Source organism: Streptomyces sp. Xyl84 (assembly GCF_059731885.1).
The window spans coordinates 2,521,714-2,538,686 of the sequence record NZ_AP029182.1 but is presented as its reverse complement, the minus strand read 5'-3'; the positions used below and the strand labels follow the sequence as shown (position 1 = coordinate 2,538,686).

Annotated in this window: 15 protein-coding genes and 1 tRNA gene; 9 read left to right on the top strand and 7 right to left on the bottom strand. The window is 72.2% G+C overall.

Annotated features, from left to right (window positions below):
* The first annotated feature begins 1 nt into the window (after window position 1).
* From AC6I72_RS10790 to AC6I72_RS10775, 4 genes are all read left to right on the top strand, one after another.
* Window positions 2-1,114 carry an SDR family oxidoreductase gene (locus AC6I72_RS10790; protein WP_037851998.1) on the top strand — a complete coding sequence of 371 codons (1,113 nt, stop codon included), beginning with the start codon at window positions 2-4 and terminating at the stop codon, window positions 1,112-1,114.
* Window positions 1,115-1,284: 170 nt separating this feature from the next.
* Window positions 1,285-1,746, top strand: a complete 462-nt coding sequence (locus tag AC6I72_RS10785) for a molybdenum cofactor biosynthesis protein MoaE (RefSeq protein WP_498000584.1) — start codon at window positions 1,285-1,287, stop codon at window positions 1,744-1,746.
* A gap of 173 nt (window positions 1,747-1,919) precedes the next feature.
* Complete coding sequence (locus AC6I72_RS10780; protein ID WP_199811499.1) at window positions 1,920-2,084, top strand: hypothetical protein; 165 nt, start codon at window positions 1,920-1,922, stop codon at window positions 2,082-2,084.
* Window positions 2,085-2,147: 63 nt separating this feature from the next.
* Window positions 2,148-3,245 carry a YlbL family protein gene (locus tag AC6I72_RS10775; protein ID WP_498000583.1) on the top strand — a complete coding sequence of 366 codons (1,098 nt, stop codon included), beginning with the start codon at window positions 2,148-2,150 and terminating at the stop codon, window positions 3,243-3,245.
* A gap of 251 nt (window positions 3,246-3,496) precedes the next feature.
* Here AC6I72_RS10775 and AC6I72_RS10770 read toward each other — a convergent pair whose 3' ends face one another.
* Entirely contained in the window at window positions 3,497-4,039 is a 543-nt protein-coding gene (locus AC6I72_RS10770; protein WP_498000582.1) for a PPA1309 family protein, read from the bottom strand.
* A gap of 175 nt (window positions 4,040-4,214) precedes the next feature.
* Here AC6I72_RS10770 and AC6I72_RS10765 point away from each other — a divergent pair, with 175 nt between their 5' ends.
* From AC6I72_RS10765 to AC6I72_RS10755, 3 genes are all read left to right on the top strand, one after another.
* Entirely contained in the window at window positions 4,215-7,205 is a 2,991-nt protein-coding gene (locus AC6I72_RS10765; RefSeq protein WP_498004645.1) for a UPF0182 family membrane protein, read from the top strand.
* Between the two features lie 224 nt (window positions 7,206-7,429).
* Window positions 7,430-9,358, top strand: a complete 1,929-nt coding sequence (locus AC6I72_RS10760; protein WP_498000581.1) for an SEL1-like repeat protein — start codon at window positions 7,430-7,432, stop codon at window positions 9,356-9,358.
* A 108-nt stretch (window positions 9,359-9,466) separates the two neighbouring features.
* A tRNA-Met gene (locus tag AC6I72_RS10755) sits at window positions 9,467-9,540 on the top strand.
* A 165-nt stretch (window positions 9,541-9,705) separates the two neighbouring features.
* On the opposite strand, the gene AC6I72_RS10750 is transcribed toward AC6I72_RS10755, so the two are convergent.
* Window positions 9,706-10,122, bottom strand: coding sequence for a Fur family transcriptional regulator (locus AC6I72_RS10750; protein WP_037851986.1), 417 nt, complete (start codon window positions 10,120-10,122; stop codon window positions 9,706-9,708).
* Between the two features lie 145 nt (window positions 10,123-10,267).
* Between AC6I72_RS10750 and AC6I72_RS10745 the strand changes: the two genes are divergently transcribed.
* Window positions 10,268-11,719 carry a catalase gene (locus AC6I72_RS10745; RefSeq protein WP_498000580.1) on the top strand — a complete coding sequence of 484 codons (1,452 nt, stop codon included), beginning with the start codon at window positions 10,268-10,270 and terminating at the stop codon, window positions 11,717-11,719.
* A gap of 198 nt (window positions 11,720-11,917) precedes the next feature.
* Here AC6I72_RS10745 and AC6I72_RS10740 read toward each other — a convergent pair whose 3' ends face one another.
* Both AC6I72_RS10740 and hisN read right to left on the bottom strand, forming a co-directional pair.
* A complete protein-coding gene (locus AC6I72_RS10740; RefSeq protein ID WP_498004644.1) occupies window positions 11,918-12,319 on the bottom strand; it encodes a CBS domain-containing protein in 402 nt (133 codons plus the stop codon).
* A 191-nt stretch (window positions 12,320-12,510) separates the two neighbouring features.
* A complete protein-coding gene (hisN, locus tag AC6I72_RS10735; RefSeq protein ID WP_498000579.1) occupies window positions 12,511-13,311 on the bottom strand; it encodes a histidinol-phosphatase in 801 nt (266 codons plus the stop codon).
* Between the two features lie 143 nt (window positions 13,312-13,454).
* On the opposite strand from hisN, the gene AC6I72_RS10730 reads away from it, so the two are divergent.
* Window positions 13,455-14,063, top strand: coding sequence for a TetR/AcrR family transcriptional regulator (locus AC6I72_RS10730; protein ID WP_498000578.1), 609 nt, complete (start codon window positions 13,455-13,457; stop codon window positions 14,061-14,063).
* Between the two features lie 63 nt (window positions 14,064-14,126).
* On the opposite strand, the gene AC6I72_RS10725 is transcribed toward AC6I72_RS10730, so the two are convergent.
* The 3 genes from AC6I72_RS10725 to aroA all read right to left on the bottom strand — a co-directional run bounded on the left by AC6I72_RS10725 (window position 14,127) and on the right by aroA (window position 16,916).
* Window positions 14,127-14,450, bottom strand: coding sequence for a DMT family transporter (locus AC6I72_RS10725; RefSeq protein ID WP_366724938.1), 324 nt, complete (start codon window positions 14,448-14,450; stop codon window positions 14,127-14,129).
* 106 nt (window positions 14,451-14,556) lie between these two features.
* Window positions 14,557-15,567 (bottom strand): ribosome small subunit-dependent GTPase A, encoded by a 1,011-nt coding sequence (gene rsgA, locus AC6I72_RS10720; protein ID WP_498000577.1) that lies wholly within the window; start codon window positions 15,565-15,567, stop codon window positions 14,557-14,559.
* Between the two features lie 17 nt (window positions 15,568-15,584).
* Window positions 15,585-16,916 carry a 3-phosphoshikimate 1-carboxyvinyltransferase gene (aroA, locus tag AC6I72_RS10715; RefSeq protein ID WP_498000576.1) on the bottom strand — a complete coding sequence of 444 codons (1,332 nt, stop codon included), beginning with the start codon at window positions 16,914-16,916 and terminating at the stop codon, window positions 15,585-15,587.
* Window positions 16,917-16,973 lie beyond the last annotated feature (57 nt).

The window sequence follows — 16,973 nt, the reverse complement described above, 5'->3', positions numbered from 1 at the left end:
GGTGAGTTCCCCAGATCCACAGGTTCGCGCAGCGCGAAACCATGAAAGCACCCCCGCCGTGCGCGGGCCCGTCGTCGCGGTCACCGGAGCCGCGAGCGGGGTCGGTGCCCTGCTCACCGAGCGGCTGGCCGCGTCCGCCGAGGTCAGGCAGGTCATCGCGATCGACGAGCGGCGCGGGGAGTGCGCGGCGGCGCAGTGGCACGTCCTCGACGTGCGGGACCCGGCGATCGCCGACCGGCTGCGCGGCGCCGACGTCGTGGTGCACCTGGCGCTCGACCTCGACCTGGAGACCGACCCCGCCGCGCGCAGCGCCTACAACGTCCGGGGGACGCAGACCGTGCTGACCGCGGCCGCCGCGGCCGGCGTGCACCGGGTGGTGCTGTGCACCTCGGCGATGGTCTACGGGGCGCTGCCGGAGAACGAGCTGCCGCTGTCCGAGGACGCCGAACTGCGGGCGACCGCGGAGGCGACCGGCGTCGGGGACCTGCTGGAGATCGAGCGGCTGGCGCGGCGCGCGCCCCGGGCGCACCCAGGACTCAACGTCACCGTCGTCCGCCCGGCGGTCCTGGTCGGGGGCACCGACACCGCGCTGACCAGGTACTTCGAGTCGCCCCGCCTGCTGGTGGTGGCCGGGTCGCGGCCCGCCTGGCAGTTCTGCCACGTCGAGGACCTGTGCAGCGCGCTGGAGTACGCCGTGCTGGAGAAGGCGGAGGGGGAGCTGGCCGTCGGCTGCGACGGCTGGCTGGAGCAGGAGGAGGTCGAGGAGCTGAGCGGGATCCGGCGGATGGAGCTGCCGTCGGCGGTCGCGCTCGGCGCGGCGGCCCGGCTGCACCGGATCGGGCTCACCCCGTCCCCGGCCGGGGACCTCGCCTACACGATGTACCCGTGGGTGGTCAGCGGGAGCCGGCTGCACGACGCCGGGTGGCGGCCGAAGTGGACGAACGAGGAGGTCCTCGCGGAGCTGCTGGAGGAGGTCGCCGGGCGGCACACGGTGGCCGGACGCCGGCTCGGGCGCAAGGACGCGACGGCCGCGGGCGCGGCGGGCGCGACGGTCGCGCTGCTGGGCGCCGCCGCGGTGGTGCGCCGGGCCCGCAAGGCCCGACGCCGCATCTGACGGGCGGCCGCCCCGCCCGGCCGCCCCGGCCCGGCAGCCCCGCCCGGCCGCCGTACCCGGGGGCTGCCGCCCGGCCGGCCCGGCGTCGTAGGAGGCTCCAAAGCCGTACGCGTGTGTGCGGGGCGATCACGCTATTCCGTGTCCTCGCGCGCGTGCGGCACGATGGGGGCATGGCACCCATCCACGATCACCCCGGCGAGTACGCGGCCGGCGACCCCATCAAGCTCATCGGCATCCGGGAGACCGCGCTGTCCCTGGACGAGGTCTTCCGGGCCGTCGGGGACGACGCGGCCGGGGGGACGGCGCTGTTCGTGGGGACCGTGCGCAACCATGACGGGGGCGCCGACGTCGACGAGCTGGGCTACTCCTGCCACCCCAGCGCCGAGGCCGAGATGCGGCGGATCGCCGAGAAGGTCGTGGCCGAGTACCCGGTGCGGGCGCTCGCCGCCGTCCACCGGGTGGGGGATCTGAAGGTCGGCGATCTCGCTGTCGTCGTCGGCGTGTCGTGCCCGCACCGGGGCGAGGCCTTCGAGGCCTGCCGGAAGCTGATCGACGACCTCAAGCACGAGGTGCCGATCTGGAAGCACCAGAGGTTCTCCGACGGTACGGAGGAGTGGGTTGGGGCCTGCTGAGACGGGCCGGTGCCCGCGGGGCCCGCGCCGGGTGACGCGGCCGCTGCCCGGCGCCGCTCCCGTGCCGCGTCCCCGGTTGCGTAACCGGCACCCTGGCCCGAGCGTTGTCAGTGCGGATGGTTAATCTGCTGATCAGTCACTCGCGGTCGCTCGATTGGGGTAGGGAGGTCGGCATGGCAGCGCTCGCCTGGTTGCTGATTCCACTCGTGGCCGGGATAGCCGCCGGTCTGTGGGGGAGCTGGGCCAACCGCACGCGCAGGATCCGCAGCGACGGCCCCGAACTCGACGGGTACAACCGCTTCCGCGAAGCCATGGAGAGGTCCACGTCCGGCACCTGAAGCGGGGACGGCGGACGGCCGCCCTGACGGTGCGCCGACAGGCCCGTCCCGTACTGTCGAGACATGCCACGCCGCACCGCGACGATGCTCGCCTCCACCCTGATGCTGATCGCGCTCCTGTGCGCGGGAGTGTTCCTCCCGGTGCCGTACTCGGAGATGTCCCCGGGACCCACGGTCAACACCCTCAGTGAGCACGACGGCGAGCCGGTGCTGCAGGTCAGCGGGCACAAGACCTATCCGACGGACGGCCATCTGAACATGACCACCGTCCGGGTCACCAGCCCCGACTACCGGATGAACCTCGTGGAGGCCGTCTACGGCTGGCTCGCCCACGACAACAAGATCGTCCCGCACGACACGCTCTACCCGGACGGCAAGACCGAGGAGCAGTCCAGCCAGGAGAACGCCGAGGAGTTCAGCCAGTCCCAGGAGAGCGCGAAGGTCTCCGCGCTGAAGGAACTCGGCATCCCGGTGCAGAGCTGGGTGATCGTCTCGACCGTGGTCAAGGGCACCCCGGCGCAGGGCAGGCTGCACGCCGGTGACGTCATCAAGGCCGTGGACGGCACCCCGGTCAAGGAGCCCGCCGACGTCGCCAAGCTGGTCACCAAGCACAAGCCGGGCCAGGACGTCGTCTTCACCATCGTCCCCGCCAAGGACCAGGCCGCCGCCGAGAAGGCGCACAGGACGGCGACGGCCACCAAGGACGTCACCCTCACCACGGCGAAGTCCGACGACGGCGGTCCCCAGCGGGCCGTCGTCGGCATCTCCGCGGGGACCGACCACACCTTCCCGTTCACGATCGACATCAAGCTCGCGGACGTCGGCGGTCCCAGCGCCGGCCTGATGTTCGCGCTGGGCCTCTACGACAAGCTCACCCCGGGCAGCCTGACCGGCGGCAAGTTCGTGGCCGGCACCGGGACGATCGACGACGACGGCAAGGTCGGGCCGATCGGCGGCATCGAGCTGAAGACCATCGGCGCACGCGACAAGGGCGCCCAGTACTTCCTGACGCCCGCCGACAACTGCGCGGCCGCCGCGAAGGACACGCCCTCCGGACTGACCCTGGTCAAGGTCGGCACCATCGGCGACGCGCTCGGCGCCCTCAAGGACATCCGTTCCGGTAGGACGGCGGACCTGCCCACCTGCACGGCCAAGGGCTGACCCGCCACCGGCCCCCGACGCTGCCGTGCGCGGCCGGAGCCCCAGGCCCCGGCCGCGCACGCTCACAGCCCCCCACCGCGCTGAGAGCCCTCACGGTGTCTCTCACAGGCCCCACCGCGCTCACAGCCCTCCGCCGGTCCGCCCGCACAGCCCCCGGCGCTCAGAGGGCGCCCCAGCGCCCCCGGGCGCCCCCAGGGCGCCCCAGCCCCCCGCGCTCGCGGAGCAGCCCCCCCCGCAAGCCCCCTCGCGCCTCAGTCCTCGAACGTGGCCGCCAGGGCTTCCGCCAGGCCCGGTACCAGCCCGGAGCCGGTGAGGACCTCCGTAACGGAGTCCTTCTCCCGCAGGCGCAGCGCCGAGTCCCGGGAGCCGTCGCGCAGCACGGCGACCGTCATGCGGACCTCCTGGCGCTCGGGGTGGCCGGCCACCCACTGGGTGAGCTTCGTCTCGTCCAGCCCCTGCGGGACCTGGGCCTCGGCGGACGGCGGCAGCATCAGGCGCTCCACGGTGAGGGCGCATCCCGCGACCGCGTCGGGCCAGGCGATCGTGGCGAGGAACTCGTCGAGCGGGCGGTCCGCGGGGACCTCGTCCTGCTCGATCGGGGTGAGACCGGAGGTCTCCGGCTCGTCCTGGAGGCCGAGCTGGGCGGCGAGGGCGGGTTCCTCGGTCCGCAGCCGTGCGGTGTCGACGAGGGCGAAGAGGCGAGCGGGCTGGTCCCAGCCGAGGCCGGAGGCGTACTCGTCGATCTCGAGTACGGCCCGGGTGAGCGGGTTCGCTGCCATGGGAGTGTTGGACATGGTCACAATCCTGCCTCGTTCCCGGCCGGAATCGGGAACCGAATAAACGGTGAGTAAGTTGCATAGGTGTGCGCCCGCGATCGGAGGGCGCACCGTACGGTCCGCGGACACGGGGGCCTGACGCAACGACAGCGAACCACCAGCGAACTTCGAGGTGCGCACCTTGGCTTTCCAGATGCCGGACCGCGGCGGAGGCCCGTCCGGGCCGCGGATCAGAGTCGGCCGCCCGTCCCGGCGAGCCCGGACCCTGCTGATGACACTGGGCGTCCTTGCCGCTCTCGGCATCGCGTTCACGATGTTCGCGGGCTTCTGGACGGACTGGCTGTGGTACCGGTCGGTGCACTACTCGTCCGTGTTCACCACCACACTGTGGACCAAGATCGGGCTGTTCCTCGTCTTCGGCCTGCTGATGGCGCTGGCCGTGGGGTTCAACGTCTGGCTCGCGCACCGGCTGCGGCCCCCGCTGAGCGCCATGTCGATGGAGCAGCAGAACCTCGACCGCTACCGGATGGGCATCGCGCCGTACAAGAAGTGGCTGCTGTGCGGGATCACGGCCGTGGTGGGCCTGATCGCGGGGGCCTCCGCCGCCGGCCAGTGGCGGACCTGGCTGCTGTGGGTCAACGGCGTGCCGTTCCACAGGACCGACCCGCAGTTCCACCTCGACGTCTCGTTCTACGCCTTCGACCTGCCCTGGTACCGCTTCCTGCTGGGCTTCGGCTTCGCCGCCGCGATCCTGTCCCTGATCGCCGCGGTGCTGACCCACTACCTGTACGGCGGACTGCGGGTCACCAGCCCCGGCGCGCGGGCCACGGCCGCGGCCACCGGGCACCTGTCGGTCCTGCTCGGTGTCTTCGTCGCGCTGAAGGCCGTCGCGTACTGGCTCGACCGGTACGGGCTCGCGGTCAAGTCCAGCGACTTCAAGGCCACCGACAACTGGACGGGCCTGAGATACGTCGACGCCAACGCCTACCTGCCGGCCAAGACGATCCTGTTCTGCATCGCCGTCATCTGCGCGCTGCTGTTCTTCGCCACGCTCTGGCGGCGCACCTGGCAGCTGCCGGTGATCGGGTTCGGCCTGATGGTGCTCTCGGCGATCCTCATCGGCGGTCTGTACCCGGCGATCGTCCAGAAGTTCCAGGTGCAGCCCAACGAGCAGGCCAAGGAAGCACCGTACGTCGCGAAGAACATCGAGGCGACGCGTGAGGCGTACGGCATCGACCACACCGAGGTGTCCGACTACGACGGCACGAGCAGCACCAAGGACAGGTCGACGCTGCGCGACCAGGTGGACAAGACGGCGAGCGTCCGCATCCTCGACCCGAACATCGTCTCGCCCACCTTCCAGCAGATCCAGCAGATCCGCGGGTTCTACACCTTCCCGAACAACCTGGACGTGGACCGGTACCCCACCAAGGACGGCAAGGTCCAGGACACGGTCGTCGGCCTGCGCGAGCTGAACTTCGACGGCATCAAGAAGAACTGGATCAACAGCCACTTCCGTTACACCCACGGTTACGGCGTGGTCGCCGCCAAGGGCACCGAGGCCAGCAACGGCGAGCCGGTCTTCACCGAGAAGAACCTGCCGTCCACCGGCGACCTCGGCACCTACGAGCAGCGCGTCTACTACGGCGAGAAGACCACCACCTACTCGATCGTCGGCGGTCCCCAGAAGGAGATCGACTACTCGAACAACGACGGCGAGAAGACCACCAGTTACCAGGGCGGGAGCGGTGTCAGCCTGTCCAGCCCGGTCAACCGGGCCGCGTACGCGCTGGCGTTCGGCGAGCCGCAGATCCTGTACTCCGGCGCCATCGGGGACGGTTCGCGGATCCTGTACAACCGCACGCCCAAGGAGCGCGTCGAGGCGGTGGCGCCCTGGCTGACCATCGACGGCGACGCCTACCCGGCGGTGGTCAAGGGCCGCATCCAGTGGATCGTCGACGCCTACACGACGACCAACGGCTATCCGTACGCCTCCCGTACGACGCTCGGCGACACCACGGCCGACTCGCTGACGTACAACAACAACCAGCGCGCGGTGGTGGCCCAGCAGAACCAGGTCAACTACATCCGCAACTCGGTGAAGGCGACCGTCGACGCCTACACCGGTGAGGTCAAGCTGTACCAGTGGGACACCCAGGACCCGGTCCTGAAGACCTGGATGAAGGCCTTCCCCGACACGGTGCAGCCGAAGACGGCCATCTCCTCCCAGCTGATGGAGCACCTGCGCTACCCGCAGGACCTGTTCAAGGTCCAGCGCGAGCTGCTCACCCGCTACCACGTGCAGGACGCGCAGACCTTCCTCAGCAGCAGCGAGGTCTGGCAGGTGCCCGACGACCCGACGAACAAGTCGGGCAACGCGGTGCCGCCGTACTACCTGACCATGAAGATGCCCGGCCAGGCGTCCCAGGCCTTCTCGCTCACGACGACGTTCACGCCCAACGGCCGGGACAACCTCAGCGCGTTCATGGCGGTCGACTCGCAGGCGGGCACGTCCGACTACGGCAAGATCAGGATCCTGAAGCCGAGAAGCACGACGGTCGGCGGCCCGAAACAGGTGCAGAGCCAGTTCAACTCCAACTCCTCGCAGAACATCGCCGAGTTCGTGAAGCTCATCAGAGGCGGCGATTCGGAGATCGAGTACGGCAACCTGCTCACCATCCCGCTCGACGGCGGATTCCTCTACGTCGAACCGGTCTACGTGCGCGGCGGACAGCTCAAGTACCCGCTGATGCGCAAGGTCCTGGTGACCTACGGCGGGGCCACCGCGTTCGAGGACAGTCTCGGCGAGGCGCTCGACAAGGTCTTCGGCACCTCCGGTGCCGCGAACCCGCCGCCGGACACGGGGACCGGCACCGGCAACCCGCCGGCGTCGAGCAGTCCGACGGTCAGGCAGGCGCTGGAGGACGCCCAGAAGGCGTTCGACGAGGGCCAGACCGCGCTGAACAAGAAGCCGACCGACTGGCAGGCGTACGGCAAGGCGCAGCAGGAGCTGCAGGACGCGCTCAAGCGGGCCGAGGACGCCCAGGCCGAGGCCCAGAAGCAGAGCAGCGGCAAGAACGGCGCTGCCAAGAACGGTGACGCCGCAACCGGTGGCGCCAAAACCGGCGGTGCCGGGAATGGCGACGCCAAGAACGGAAATGACAAAAGCGGGAACGGAACCTGACCGTTCCTGACCGACTCGGAGGCCCGGATCCCGATGCGGATCCGGGCCTCCGTGATGTGCGAACGCATGTGCCGACCTGCCGGACCGCCGTGCCGCCGAGGGGAGTTGGGCGATCTGTGTTTGACTTGTCTCTCTGTGGGCATGTCGACAAAACGCTGAAGTGACCTCACTGGCTGCGGTATACCGGGTGTACCCAGGTTGCGGGTGGTGCGACGATGGACGTTATGGGGGACAAGGTAACTCTGTTCGAGTCAGGGCGATTTGTGCAGACTTCCGATCGCGGGCCGGCCGAGGAGCCCGAGGGGGCCGGAAGCGCGCACCCGTACGCGACCGGTACACGTCACGCGGGCACGGACCGGACCGGTGCGGTCCCGCTCGGCCTGGACGGCACCGGCACCGACGGGACCGGCCCCGACGAGACCGGCGCGGTCGCCGACGAGGTCGCCGAGCTGGCGCGCCGCCGGCTCGCCGCCGAGGCCGGCGACGTCGAGGCGATGAGCGTCCTGGGGGCCATGCTGCTGCGCCGCGGCGACCTCGACGGAGCCGAACCCCACCTGCGCGCCGCCACCGCGGCCGGTGACCGGGCGGCGGCCAACAACCTGGGAGTCCTCCTCCAGCAGCGCGGGTACGCCGACGAGGCGGCCGGCTGGTGGCGTATCGCCGCCGTCGCGGGCTCCGCCCCGGCCGCCCACGCGCTCGGACGGCACCACCGCGAGCGCGGCGACGAGCCCGCCGCCGAGTACTGGCTGCGCCAGTCCGCCGAGCAGGGCCACGTCCTGGGCGCCTACGCACTCGCCGACCTGCTCGAACACCGTGCCGACGCGGACGCCGAGCGCTGGATGCGCGTCGCCGCCGAGCGGGGGCACCGGGAGGCCGCGTACCGCCTGGCGCGGGCACTGGACCGGCGGGCCGGGGAGTCGGCCGCGGACAGCGGCGCGGGCCCACCGGCGGAGGCCGAGCAGTGGTACCGGCAGGCCGCCGCCCGCGGGCACCGGCGTGCCGCGCTCCACCTGGGCGCGATCCTGGAGAAGCGGGGGGAGCTGAAGGAGGCCGGCCGCTGGTACCTGACGTCCGCCAAGGACGGCGAGGCGCGGGCGGCCTGCGCGCTCGGCTTCCTGCTGCGCGACGCGGGGGACACCGAGAGCGCCGCCGTGTGGTGGCTGCGCGCGGCCCAGGACGGCGACGGCAACGCGGCGAACGCGCTGGGCGCGCTGCACGCCGAGCGCGGCGAGACGCAGACCGCCGAGCGCTGGTACCGCGCGGCGATGGACGCCGGTGACGTCAACGGCGCGTACAACCTGGCGCTGCTCTGCGCCGAGCAGGGACGCACCCCCCAGGCCGAGCAGTGGTACCGGCACGCGGCCTACGCCGGTCACCGGGAGGCCGCGAACGCGCTGGCGGTCCTGCTGCTCCAGGGCGGGGACACGGCCGGGGCGGAGCCGTGGTTCTCCAAGGCGGCCGAGGCCGGCAGCGTCGACGCCGCCTTCAACCTGGGCATCCTCTACGCGGGGCGCGGCCTGGAGGCCGAGGCGCTGCGCTGGTACGAGCGGGCGGCGGCGGCCGGGCACACGGAGGCGGCCCTCCAGGTGGGGATGGCCCGGCTGCGCGGCGGCGACGAGCGGGAGGCCGAGCGGCACCTGCGGTGCGCGGCCGGCGGCGGGAGCGCGGAGGCCGCGTACCGGCTGGCGTCCCTGCTCGACGCGCGCCGTCCGCCGCCGCCCGCGCACGAACTCGGGGAGTCGGTGATCCACGAGAAGACCGAGTGCGAGGAGTGGTACGAGCGGGCGGCCTCCCAGGGCCACCGCCGCGCGCAGGTGCGGGTGGGCATGCTGGCCGCCGCACGCGGGGACGTGGTCGAGGCGGCACGGTGGTACCGGGAGGCCGCGGAGGCCGGCTCCCGCAACGGCGCGTTCAACCTCGGGCTGCTGCTCGCCCGGGAGGGCAGCGAGCCGGAGGCGGTCCTGTGGTGGACCCGGGCCGCCGATGCCGGGCACGGGAGGGCGGCGCTGCGGCTGGCCCTCGTCTGCGCGCGGCGGGGCGAGCTGGCGGAGGGGCAGCGGTGGGCCGACCGGGCCGTGGCGCTGGGCCCGCGAGAGGTCGCCCAGCGGGCGGCACGGCTGCGGGACGCGCTGCGCGAGGAACTGTCGGCGTGACGTCCGCGGGCCGCCGCGGCGCGACGCCCCGCGGACCGCTGCCGACGGGGGCCCAGGAGAAGCGATTTGCTTCTTCTCCCGTCGGTCACGTAGTGTTCTATTCATCGACGCGGGGTGGAGCAGCTCGGTAGCTCGCTGGGCTCATAACCCAGAGGTCGCAGGTTCAAATCCTGTCCCCGCTACTGAAGGCCGAGGGCCGGAATCCGATCAGGATTCCGGCCCTCGGTGCGTTGTCCCGGCCGCCGGTGCGCCCGCCCTGCCCGCACCCGCCCTCCCCGGACCCGTACGGCACTCGGCCCCGGCGCCAGGAGAGGCGCCGGGGCCGAGTGCCCTACGTCAGCGGGCCGTCAGGCCGACGAGCAGTTCGGGCAGAGCCCGCGGTACGTCACCTCGACGTCCGAGACCGTGAAGCCGAAGCGCTCGGAGTCCGGCAGGTCGGCCAGCGGGTTGCCGCTCGGGTGCACGTCGCGGATCGCGCCGCAGCCCGCGCAGACCAGGTGGTGGTGCGGCCGGTGCGCGTTGGGGTCGTACCGCTTGGCGCGCTTGTCGGTGCTGACCTCCAGCACCTCGCCCAGCGTGACCAGCTCGCCCAGCGTGTTGTAGACGGTGGCGCGGGAGATCTCCGGCAGCTTGGCCACGGCCCGCGCGTGCACCTCGTCGGCGGTCAGATGTACGTGCTCGCCGTCCAGGACCTCGGCCACGACGCGACGCTGCGCGGTCATGCGCCAGCCGCGTCCACGCAGCCGTTCCAGAAGGTCACTCATACACACCAGCCTAACAGCAAGGAGAACAGATCCCGAACAAGTGTGACTTTGGAGCCTGGCTTGACTTAGACATTGTCCATTGTAGGATCGAGACTGGCTCAGGCCAAGCGACAGGACCGCAGAAAAAAATGCCGCAGGAGGCGACGTGACCCAGGGGCCGCTCACCACGGAGGCCGGTGCTCCGGTAGCCGACAACCAGAACAGCGAGACCGCGGGCGTCGGCGGCCCGGTTCTCGTCCAGGACCAGCTCCTCCTGGAGAAGCTCGCCCACTTCAACCGCGAGCGGATCCCGGAGCGTGTGGTGCACGCCCGCGGCGCCGGCGCGTACGGCACCTTCACGGTCACCGCCGACGTCACGCGCTACACGCGCGCCAAGTTCCTCTCCGAGGTCGGCAAGGAGACGGAGACCTTCCTCCGCTTCTCCACCGTGGCCGGCAACCTCGGCGCCGCGGACGCCGTCCGTGACCCCCGCGGTTTCGCGCTGAAGTTCTACACCGAGGAGGGCAACTACGACCTCGTCGGCAACAACACCCCGGTGTTCTTCATCAAGGACGCCATCAAGTTCCCCGACTTCATCCACACCCAGAAGCGCGACCCGTACACGGGTTCCACCGAGCCGGACAACGTCTGGGACTTCTGGAGCCTGTCGCCGGAGTCCACGCACCAGGTGACCTGGCTCTTCGGCGACCGCGGCATCCCCGCCTCCTACCGGCACATGGACGGCTTCGGCTCGCACACGTACCAGTGGAACAACGAGGCCGGCGAGGCCTTCTGGGTCAAGTACCACTTCAAGACGGACCAGGGCATCAAGTGCCTGACCGCCGAGGAGGCGGACGTCCTGGCGGGCAAGGACCCCGACTCGCACCAGCGCGACCTGCGCGAGGCGATCGAGCGCGGCGAGTTCCCCTCCTGGACGGTGTACGCGCAGATCATGCCGGCGGCGGACGCGGCGGGCTACCGGTTCAACCCGTTCGACCTGACCAAGGTGTGGCCGCACGCCGACTACCCGCTGATCGAGTTCGGCAAGCTGGAGCTGAACCGCAACCCGGAGAACGTCTTCGCCGAGGTCGAGCAGTCGATCTTCACCCCGGCGAACTTCGTGCCCGGCATCGGCCCCTCCCCGGACAAGATGCTCCAGGGCCGCCTGTTCGCCTACGGCGACGCCCACCGCTACCGCGTCGGCATCAACGCCGCGCACCTGCCGGTGAACCGGCCGCACGCCACCGAGGCGCGCACCCACGCCCGTGACGGCTACCTGTACGACGGCCGCCACAAGGGCGCGAAGAACTACGAGCCGAACAGCTTCGGCGGCCCCTTCCAGACGGACCGCCCGCTGTGGCAGCCCGTCGAGGTGGCGGGTGCCACCGGTGACCACGCGGCTCCCTCGCACGCCGAGGACAACGACTTCGTCCAGGCGGGCAACCTCTACCGGCTGATGACGGACGAGGAGAAGGACCGGCTGATCGGCAACCTCGCCGGTGCCCTCTCCCAGGTCTCGCGCGAGGACATCGTCGAGCGCGCGATCGGCAACTTCCGTCAGGCCGACGGAGACTTCGGCAAGCGGCTGGAGGCCGCCGTGCAGGCGCTGCGCGGCTGACTCCGGCACTGGACCGTCTGCCGGGACCGGCGGGCCGGGTTCCTTCGGGAACCCGGCCCGCCGCCGTTCGTGCCGCGCGCCCTCCGTCTCGTGCGGCGGGGGTGCCCGGCGCCGGGTCCCCGCCGTGAGCCGGGGCGCGCTCAGGCGGGCACCCGTGCATCGTGCTGCCGGGCCGGCCCGCCGTGAGCCGGGGCGCGCTCAGGCGGGCACCCGTGCCGCGTGCTGCCGGGCCGGCGCCCAGCAGCGGATGATGTCGCGGACCGAGACGATGCCGGCCGGTTCGCCGCGTTCCAGGACGATGAGGTGGCGGAAACCGCCGTGCGCCATGGCCCGTGCCGCCTCCTCCACGGTCCACGACGGCGCCGCGAAGACGACGTCGGTGGTGGTGTGGGCGTGGGCGTGCTCGGTGTCCGGACTCTGGCCCAGACCCACGGAGTTGAGGATGTCGCGTTCGGTGAGGATGCCGATGCCGCCGGCGTCGGGGTCGTGGACCACGGCCGCGCCGACGCGGCGGGCCGACATCAGGGCGGCTGCCTGGCGGAGGGTGTGGTCGGGGCCGATGGTGAGGACCACCGTGCTCATGGCGTCGCGGACCAGCAGGGGGACGGGCATGGGATGGAGCCACCTCCTCAAGGAATCCACGCGGGCGCGGCGCCCCGGAGGGTCCGGAACCGCGTGAGGGTTGGATTCACTTGTTCACAAGTGGGGGCTTCCCAGAGTCGCAGGCAAAGCCGCGGTCAACAAGAGGGCGCGCGTGCGGTGCCGGGTGGTGCGGGGGTGCCGGCAGATGCTCAGGCGCGCCGGTTGAGATACCCCAGCATCTCGTCGTGCAGCAGCCCGTTCGACGCCGCCGCGTTCCCGCTGTGCGGGCCGGGGCGCCCGTCCAGACCGGTGAAGGTGCCGCCGGCCTCGGTGACGACGATCGCGTTCGCGGCCATGTCCCACAGCGACAGCTCGGGCTCGGCGCAGAAGTCCACCGAACCCTCGGCCACCATCATGTAGGGCCAGAAGTCGCCGTACGCCCGCGTGCGCCACACCTCGCGGGTCAGGTCCAGGAAGCCGCCCAGCCGCCCCTGCTCCTCCCAGCCGCTGAGCGAGGAGTACGCGAAGGAGGCGTCCGCGAGCCGGGACACGCGGGAGACCTGGAGCCGGGACGCCTGCGCCAGACTGCGGCCGGCGAACGCGCCGTGTCCCTTCGCGGCCCACCAGCGGCGCCCGAGCGCGGGCGCGGAGACGACGCCGACGACCGGCTCGTACCCGCCCTCGCCGGCCTCCATCAGGGAGATCAGCGTGGCCCACACGGGCACACCGCGCACGTAGTTCTTGGTGCCGTCGATCGGGTCGACGACCCAGCGGCGGGGGCCGCTGCCCTCGATGCCGTACTCCTCCCCGAGGACCGCGTCACGGGGGCGGGCGCGCTGCAGCTGACCGCGGATCAGTTCCTCGGCCGCCTTGTCCGCCTCACTGACCGGGGTCATGTCGGGCTTCGTCTCGACCTTGAGGTCGAGCGCCTTGAAGCGGTCCATGGTGGCCGCGTCCGCCGCGTCCGCGAGGACGTGGGCCAGACGCAGATCGTCGAGGTAGTCGGGCATGTACGGAACGGTATCCGTCCGAGGCGAATCAGGGCCACAGGGGGTGCTGAACACCAGGTGGACGCGGCAAGCCGCCGCGGACCCTCGACAGTGCCCGCGCCCGCGTCAAACCTGTGCGCACAGCTGCTCCCCAGGAGGCGACGATGCCCGCAGCGCGGGAATCCCTGCTGGACGCCGCGCGTTCGGCGCTGGCCCGGCGGCCGTGGTCCGTGGTGCGGATGGTGGACGTCGCCGCGTCGGCCGGCGTGTCGCGTCAGACGCTGTACAACGAGTTCGGCAGCAAGGACGGGCTGGCGCGGGCGCTGGTCAGGAGAGCGGCGGACGGCTGGCTCGCGGGTGTTGAGCGCGCCCTGGCCGGGCACGGCGACCCGGTGCGGCGGCTCACCGCCGCCGCCGAGTGGACCGCGTCCGCGGCGGGCGGCGACCCGCTGGTCAAGGCCGTGCTGACCGGCTGCTGGAGCGAGCGGCTGCCTTCGCCGGCCCGGTCGGCGGCCCCGTCCCCCGGTGGCGTGCCGGCCCGGCGTGCGGCGGACGGCACGCTGCCCTCGCCCGCCGCACTCCTCGCCACCGTCCGCGACCGGGCCGTGGCGGCCGTGTGCGCGCCGGGCGCGACGGAGGCGGACCGGGCCGAGCTGGCCGGCGTCTGCGAACTGGTGTTCCGCCTCGCGCTGTCCTGCGTCGCGGCCCCGCCCCAGGAGAGGGGGATGGCCGGTCTGGTGGACGGCCTGCTGCACCGAGGCCGGCCCGGCTGAGCGGAACGCGAGCCGGTGTCCGCACCCCGCGGTGGCTCTCCTCCGCCCCGCCGGCACGGCGGTTCAGTGCGTGGAGCCCGACAGCTGGAGGCCGATCACACCGAGGATGACGAGGCTGATCGAGACGATCTTCAGGGTCGACACCAGGTCGCCGAGGAAGATCATGCCGTAGATCGCGGTGCCCGCCGCGCCGATGCCGGTCCACACCGCGTACGCCGGCCCCACGTCGAGCTTGCGCAGGGACAGGGTGAGCAGACCGAAGCTGCCGAGGGCGAAGCAGGCGAAGGCGATGGTCGGCCACAGCCGGGTGAAGCCGTGCGAGAGTTTCAGACAGACGGCGAAGCCGGTCTCGAGCAGTCCCGCGACGATGACCAGCAGCCACGCCATGTGCTGTCCTCCCGTGTGTCCGCGTTCCGTGGCCGCTCCGGCTCGGTGCGATTATGCACTTACCTGCCCACGGGTGCGGCAAACAACGCGGGCGCCCGGCGCCCGGTCAGTCGCCCTCCGTGCGCTCCCGCGTGGCCAGCAGGCGGCGCAGCGAGTACAGCCGGGCGGGGTCGGCGTGACCCTCGGCCACCCAGGCGTCCAGCGCGCAGTCCGGCTCGTCGTGACTGCACGCGCGCGGGCAGCCCTCGGTGCCGGGCTCCAGGTCGGGGAAGGCGTGGATGACCCGGGACGGGTCGATGTGGGCGAGCCCGAAGGACCGCACGCCCGGGGTGTCCACGACCCAGCCGTCGCCGCCGGCCAGCGGCAGCGCGAGCGCCGAGGTGGTGGTGTGCCGGCCCCGGCCGGTCACCGCGTTCACGTGCCCCGTCGTCCGCTGCCGCTCGGCGGGGACCAGGGCGTTGACGAGCGTGGTCTTGCCGACGCCGGAGTGCCCCACGAACGCGGTGACCCGGCCGCCCAGATGCGCCCGCACCCGGTCCGCCGCGTCTCCGGCCTCCAGCTCCTCGCGGCTGGTGACGACGTAGGGGATGTCCAGCGCCCCGTACAGTTCCAGGAGCTTGTCCGGCGGGGCCAGGTCCGACTTCGTCATCACCAGGAGCGGGGCGAGCCCCGCGTCGTACGCCGCCACCAGGCAGCGGTCGATCAGCCGGGGGCGCGGCTCGGGGTCGGCGAGCGCGGTGACGATGGCCAGTTGGTCGGCGTTCGCCACCACCACGCGCTCGTAGGGGTCGTCGTCGTCCGCGGTGCGGCGCAGCACGGAGGTGCGCTCGCCGATGCGGACGATGCGCGCGAGGGTGTCCTTCGCGCCGGACAGATCGCCGACGAGGGCCACCTGGTCGCCCACGACGGCGGCCTTGCGGCCCAGTTCGCGTGCTTTCATCGCCATGACCGTGCGGCCGTCGACCAGGCACGTCAGCCGTCCCCGGTCGACGGTGAGCACCATGCCGTCGGCGGCGTCCTCGTGCTTGGGGCGGATGTGCGTACGCGGCCGGTTTCCGCGGCGGTTGGGCCGGGAGCGGATGTCGTCCTCGTCGGTGTGCTTGCCGTAGCGGCGCATGACCTGTTCCCCGTGTCCTACGCCCCGAGCATCCCGGTCCACAGGTCGGGGAAGTCCGGCAGGGTCTTCGCCGTCGTCGCCACGTTCTCGATCTCTACGCCCTCGACCGCCAGGCCGATGATCGCACCGGCCGTCGCCATGCGGTGGTCCTCGTAGGTGTGGAAGACGCCGCCGTGCAGCGGGCGCGGCCGGATGTGCAGGCCGTCGGCCGTCTCCGTCACGTCACCGCCGAGTTCGTTGATCTCCTTGGTGAGCGCGGCCAGCCGGTCGGTCTCGTGCAGCCGCAGGTGGGCCACGCCCCGCAGGGTCGACGGGGAGTCCGCGAGCGCGGCGACCGCGGCGATGCCGGGGGTCAGCTCGCCCACCTCGCCCAGGTCCACGTCGATGCCGTGCACCGCTCCCGAGCCCGTGAACACCAGCCCGTAGTCGGTCAGTTCGCAGGAGCCGCCCATCTCGGTGAAGATCTCCCGCAGCCGGTCGCCCGGCTGCGTGGTCCGCTCCGGCCAGTCCGGGACGACCACCTTGCCGCCGGTCACCAGCGCCGCCGCCAGGAACGGCTGCGCGTTGGACAGGTCAGGCTCGATCGTCAGGTCCCGGCCGAGCAGGGCACCCGGGGTGACACGCCAGACGTTCGGCTCGCCGCCCGACTCCGGTGTGTCCACCTGGGCCCCGACCGCGCGCAGCATGTCCACCGTCATCCGGATGTGCGGCATCGACGGCAGCGACGACCCGACGTGGCGGACCTCGACGCCCTGGTTGAAGCGCGGCCCGGACAGCAGCAGGGCACTGACGAACTGGGAGGACGAGGAGGCGTCGATCTCGACCGGGCCGCCGTCCAGGGCACCGCCGCCGTGCACGGTCAGCGGCAGCGCGCCGCGTCCGTCGTCGTCGATCCGGGCGCCCAGCGCGCGCAGCGCGTCGATCACGCCGTGCAGCGGACGCTCGTAGGAGCGGGGGTCGCCGTCGAAGCGGATCGGGCCGTCGGCGAGCGCGGCGACCGGCGGCAGGAAGCGCATCACCGTGCCCGCGTTGCCCACGTCGACGGTGGCCGGGCCGTGCAGCCCCGCGGGGATGACGCGCCACGCCTCGCCGGAGCCGCCGGAGCCGGAGGAACTGGAGGACACCGTCTCCTCGATGCCGACCCCCATCGCCCGCAGCGCACCGGCCATCAGCAGGGTGTCCCGGGAGCGCAGCGGGCGGCGCAGCCAGCCCGGCTCGGAGGCCAGGGCGGCCAGCACGAGGGCACGGTTGGTGACCGACTTGGACCCGGGCACGTGGACCGTCGCGTCGACGGCTCCGCTCGCGTGCGGGGCGGGCCAGAGGGCGGTGTGGGCGGGGTTCGGGGCCATGGGCCCACTCTATAAGGAGGGTGTCGAGCCGGCCTTCCTGCCGTGCACCGGTGCACG

Coding starts and splice junctions, on each gene's coding strand:
- AC6I72_RS10780 (WP_199811499.1), top strand. CDS start 1,920: ATGGCAGCGCTCGCCTGGTTGCTGATTCCACTCGTGGCCGGGATAGCC.
- AC6I72_RS10775 (WP_498000583.1), top strand. CDS start 2,148: ATGCCACGCCGCACCGCGACGATGCTCGCCTCCACCCTGATGCTGATC.
- AC6I72_RS10785 (WP_498000584.1), top strand. CDS start 1,285: ATGGCACCCATCCACGATCACCCCGGCGAGTACGCGGCCGGCGACCCC.
- AC6I72_RS10725 (WP_366724938.1), bottom strand. CDS start 14,450: ATGGCGTGGCTGCTGGTCATCGTCGCGGGACTGCTCGAGACCGGCTTC.
- hisN (WP_498000579.1), bottom strand. CDS start 13,311: ATGCCCGACTACCTCGACGATCTGCGTCTGGCCCACGTCCTCGCGGAC.
- AC6I72_RS10770 (WP_498000582.1), bottom strand. CDS start 4,039: ATGTCCAACACTCCCATGGCAGCGAACCCGCTCACCCGGGCCGTACTC.
- AC6I72_RS10760 (WP_498000581.1), top strand. CDS start 7,430: ATGGGGGACAAGGTAACTCTGTTCGAGTCAGGGCGATTTGTGCAGACT.
- AC6I72_RS10750 (WP_037851986.1), bottom strand. CDS start 10,122: ATGAGTGACCTTCTGGAACGGCTGCGTGGACGCGGCTGGCGCATGACC.
- aroA (WP_498000576.1), bottom strand. CDS start 16,916: ATGGCCCCGAACCCCGCCCACACCGCCCTCTGGCCCGCCCCGCACGCG.
- rsgA (WP_498000577.1), bottom strand. CDS start 15,567: ATGCGCCGCTACGGCAAGCACACCGACGAGGACGACATCCGCTCCCGG.
- AC6I72_RS10730 (WP_498000578.1), top strand. CDS start 13,455: ATGCCCGCAGCGCGGGAATCCCTGCTGGACGCCGCGCGTTCGGCGCTG.
- AC6I72_RS10765 (WP_498004645.1), top strand. CDS start 4,215: ATGCCGGACCGCGGCGGAGGCCCGTCCGGGCCGCGGATCAGAGTCGGC.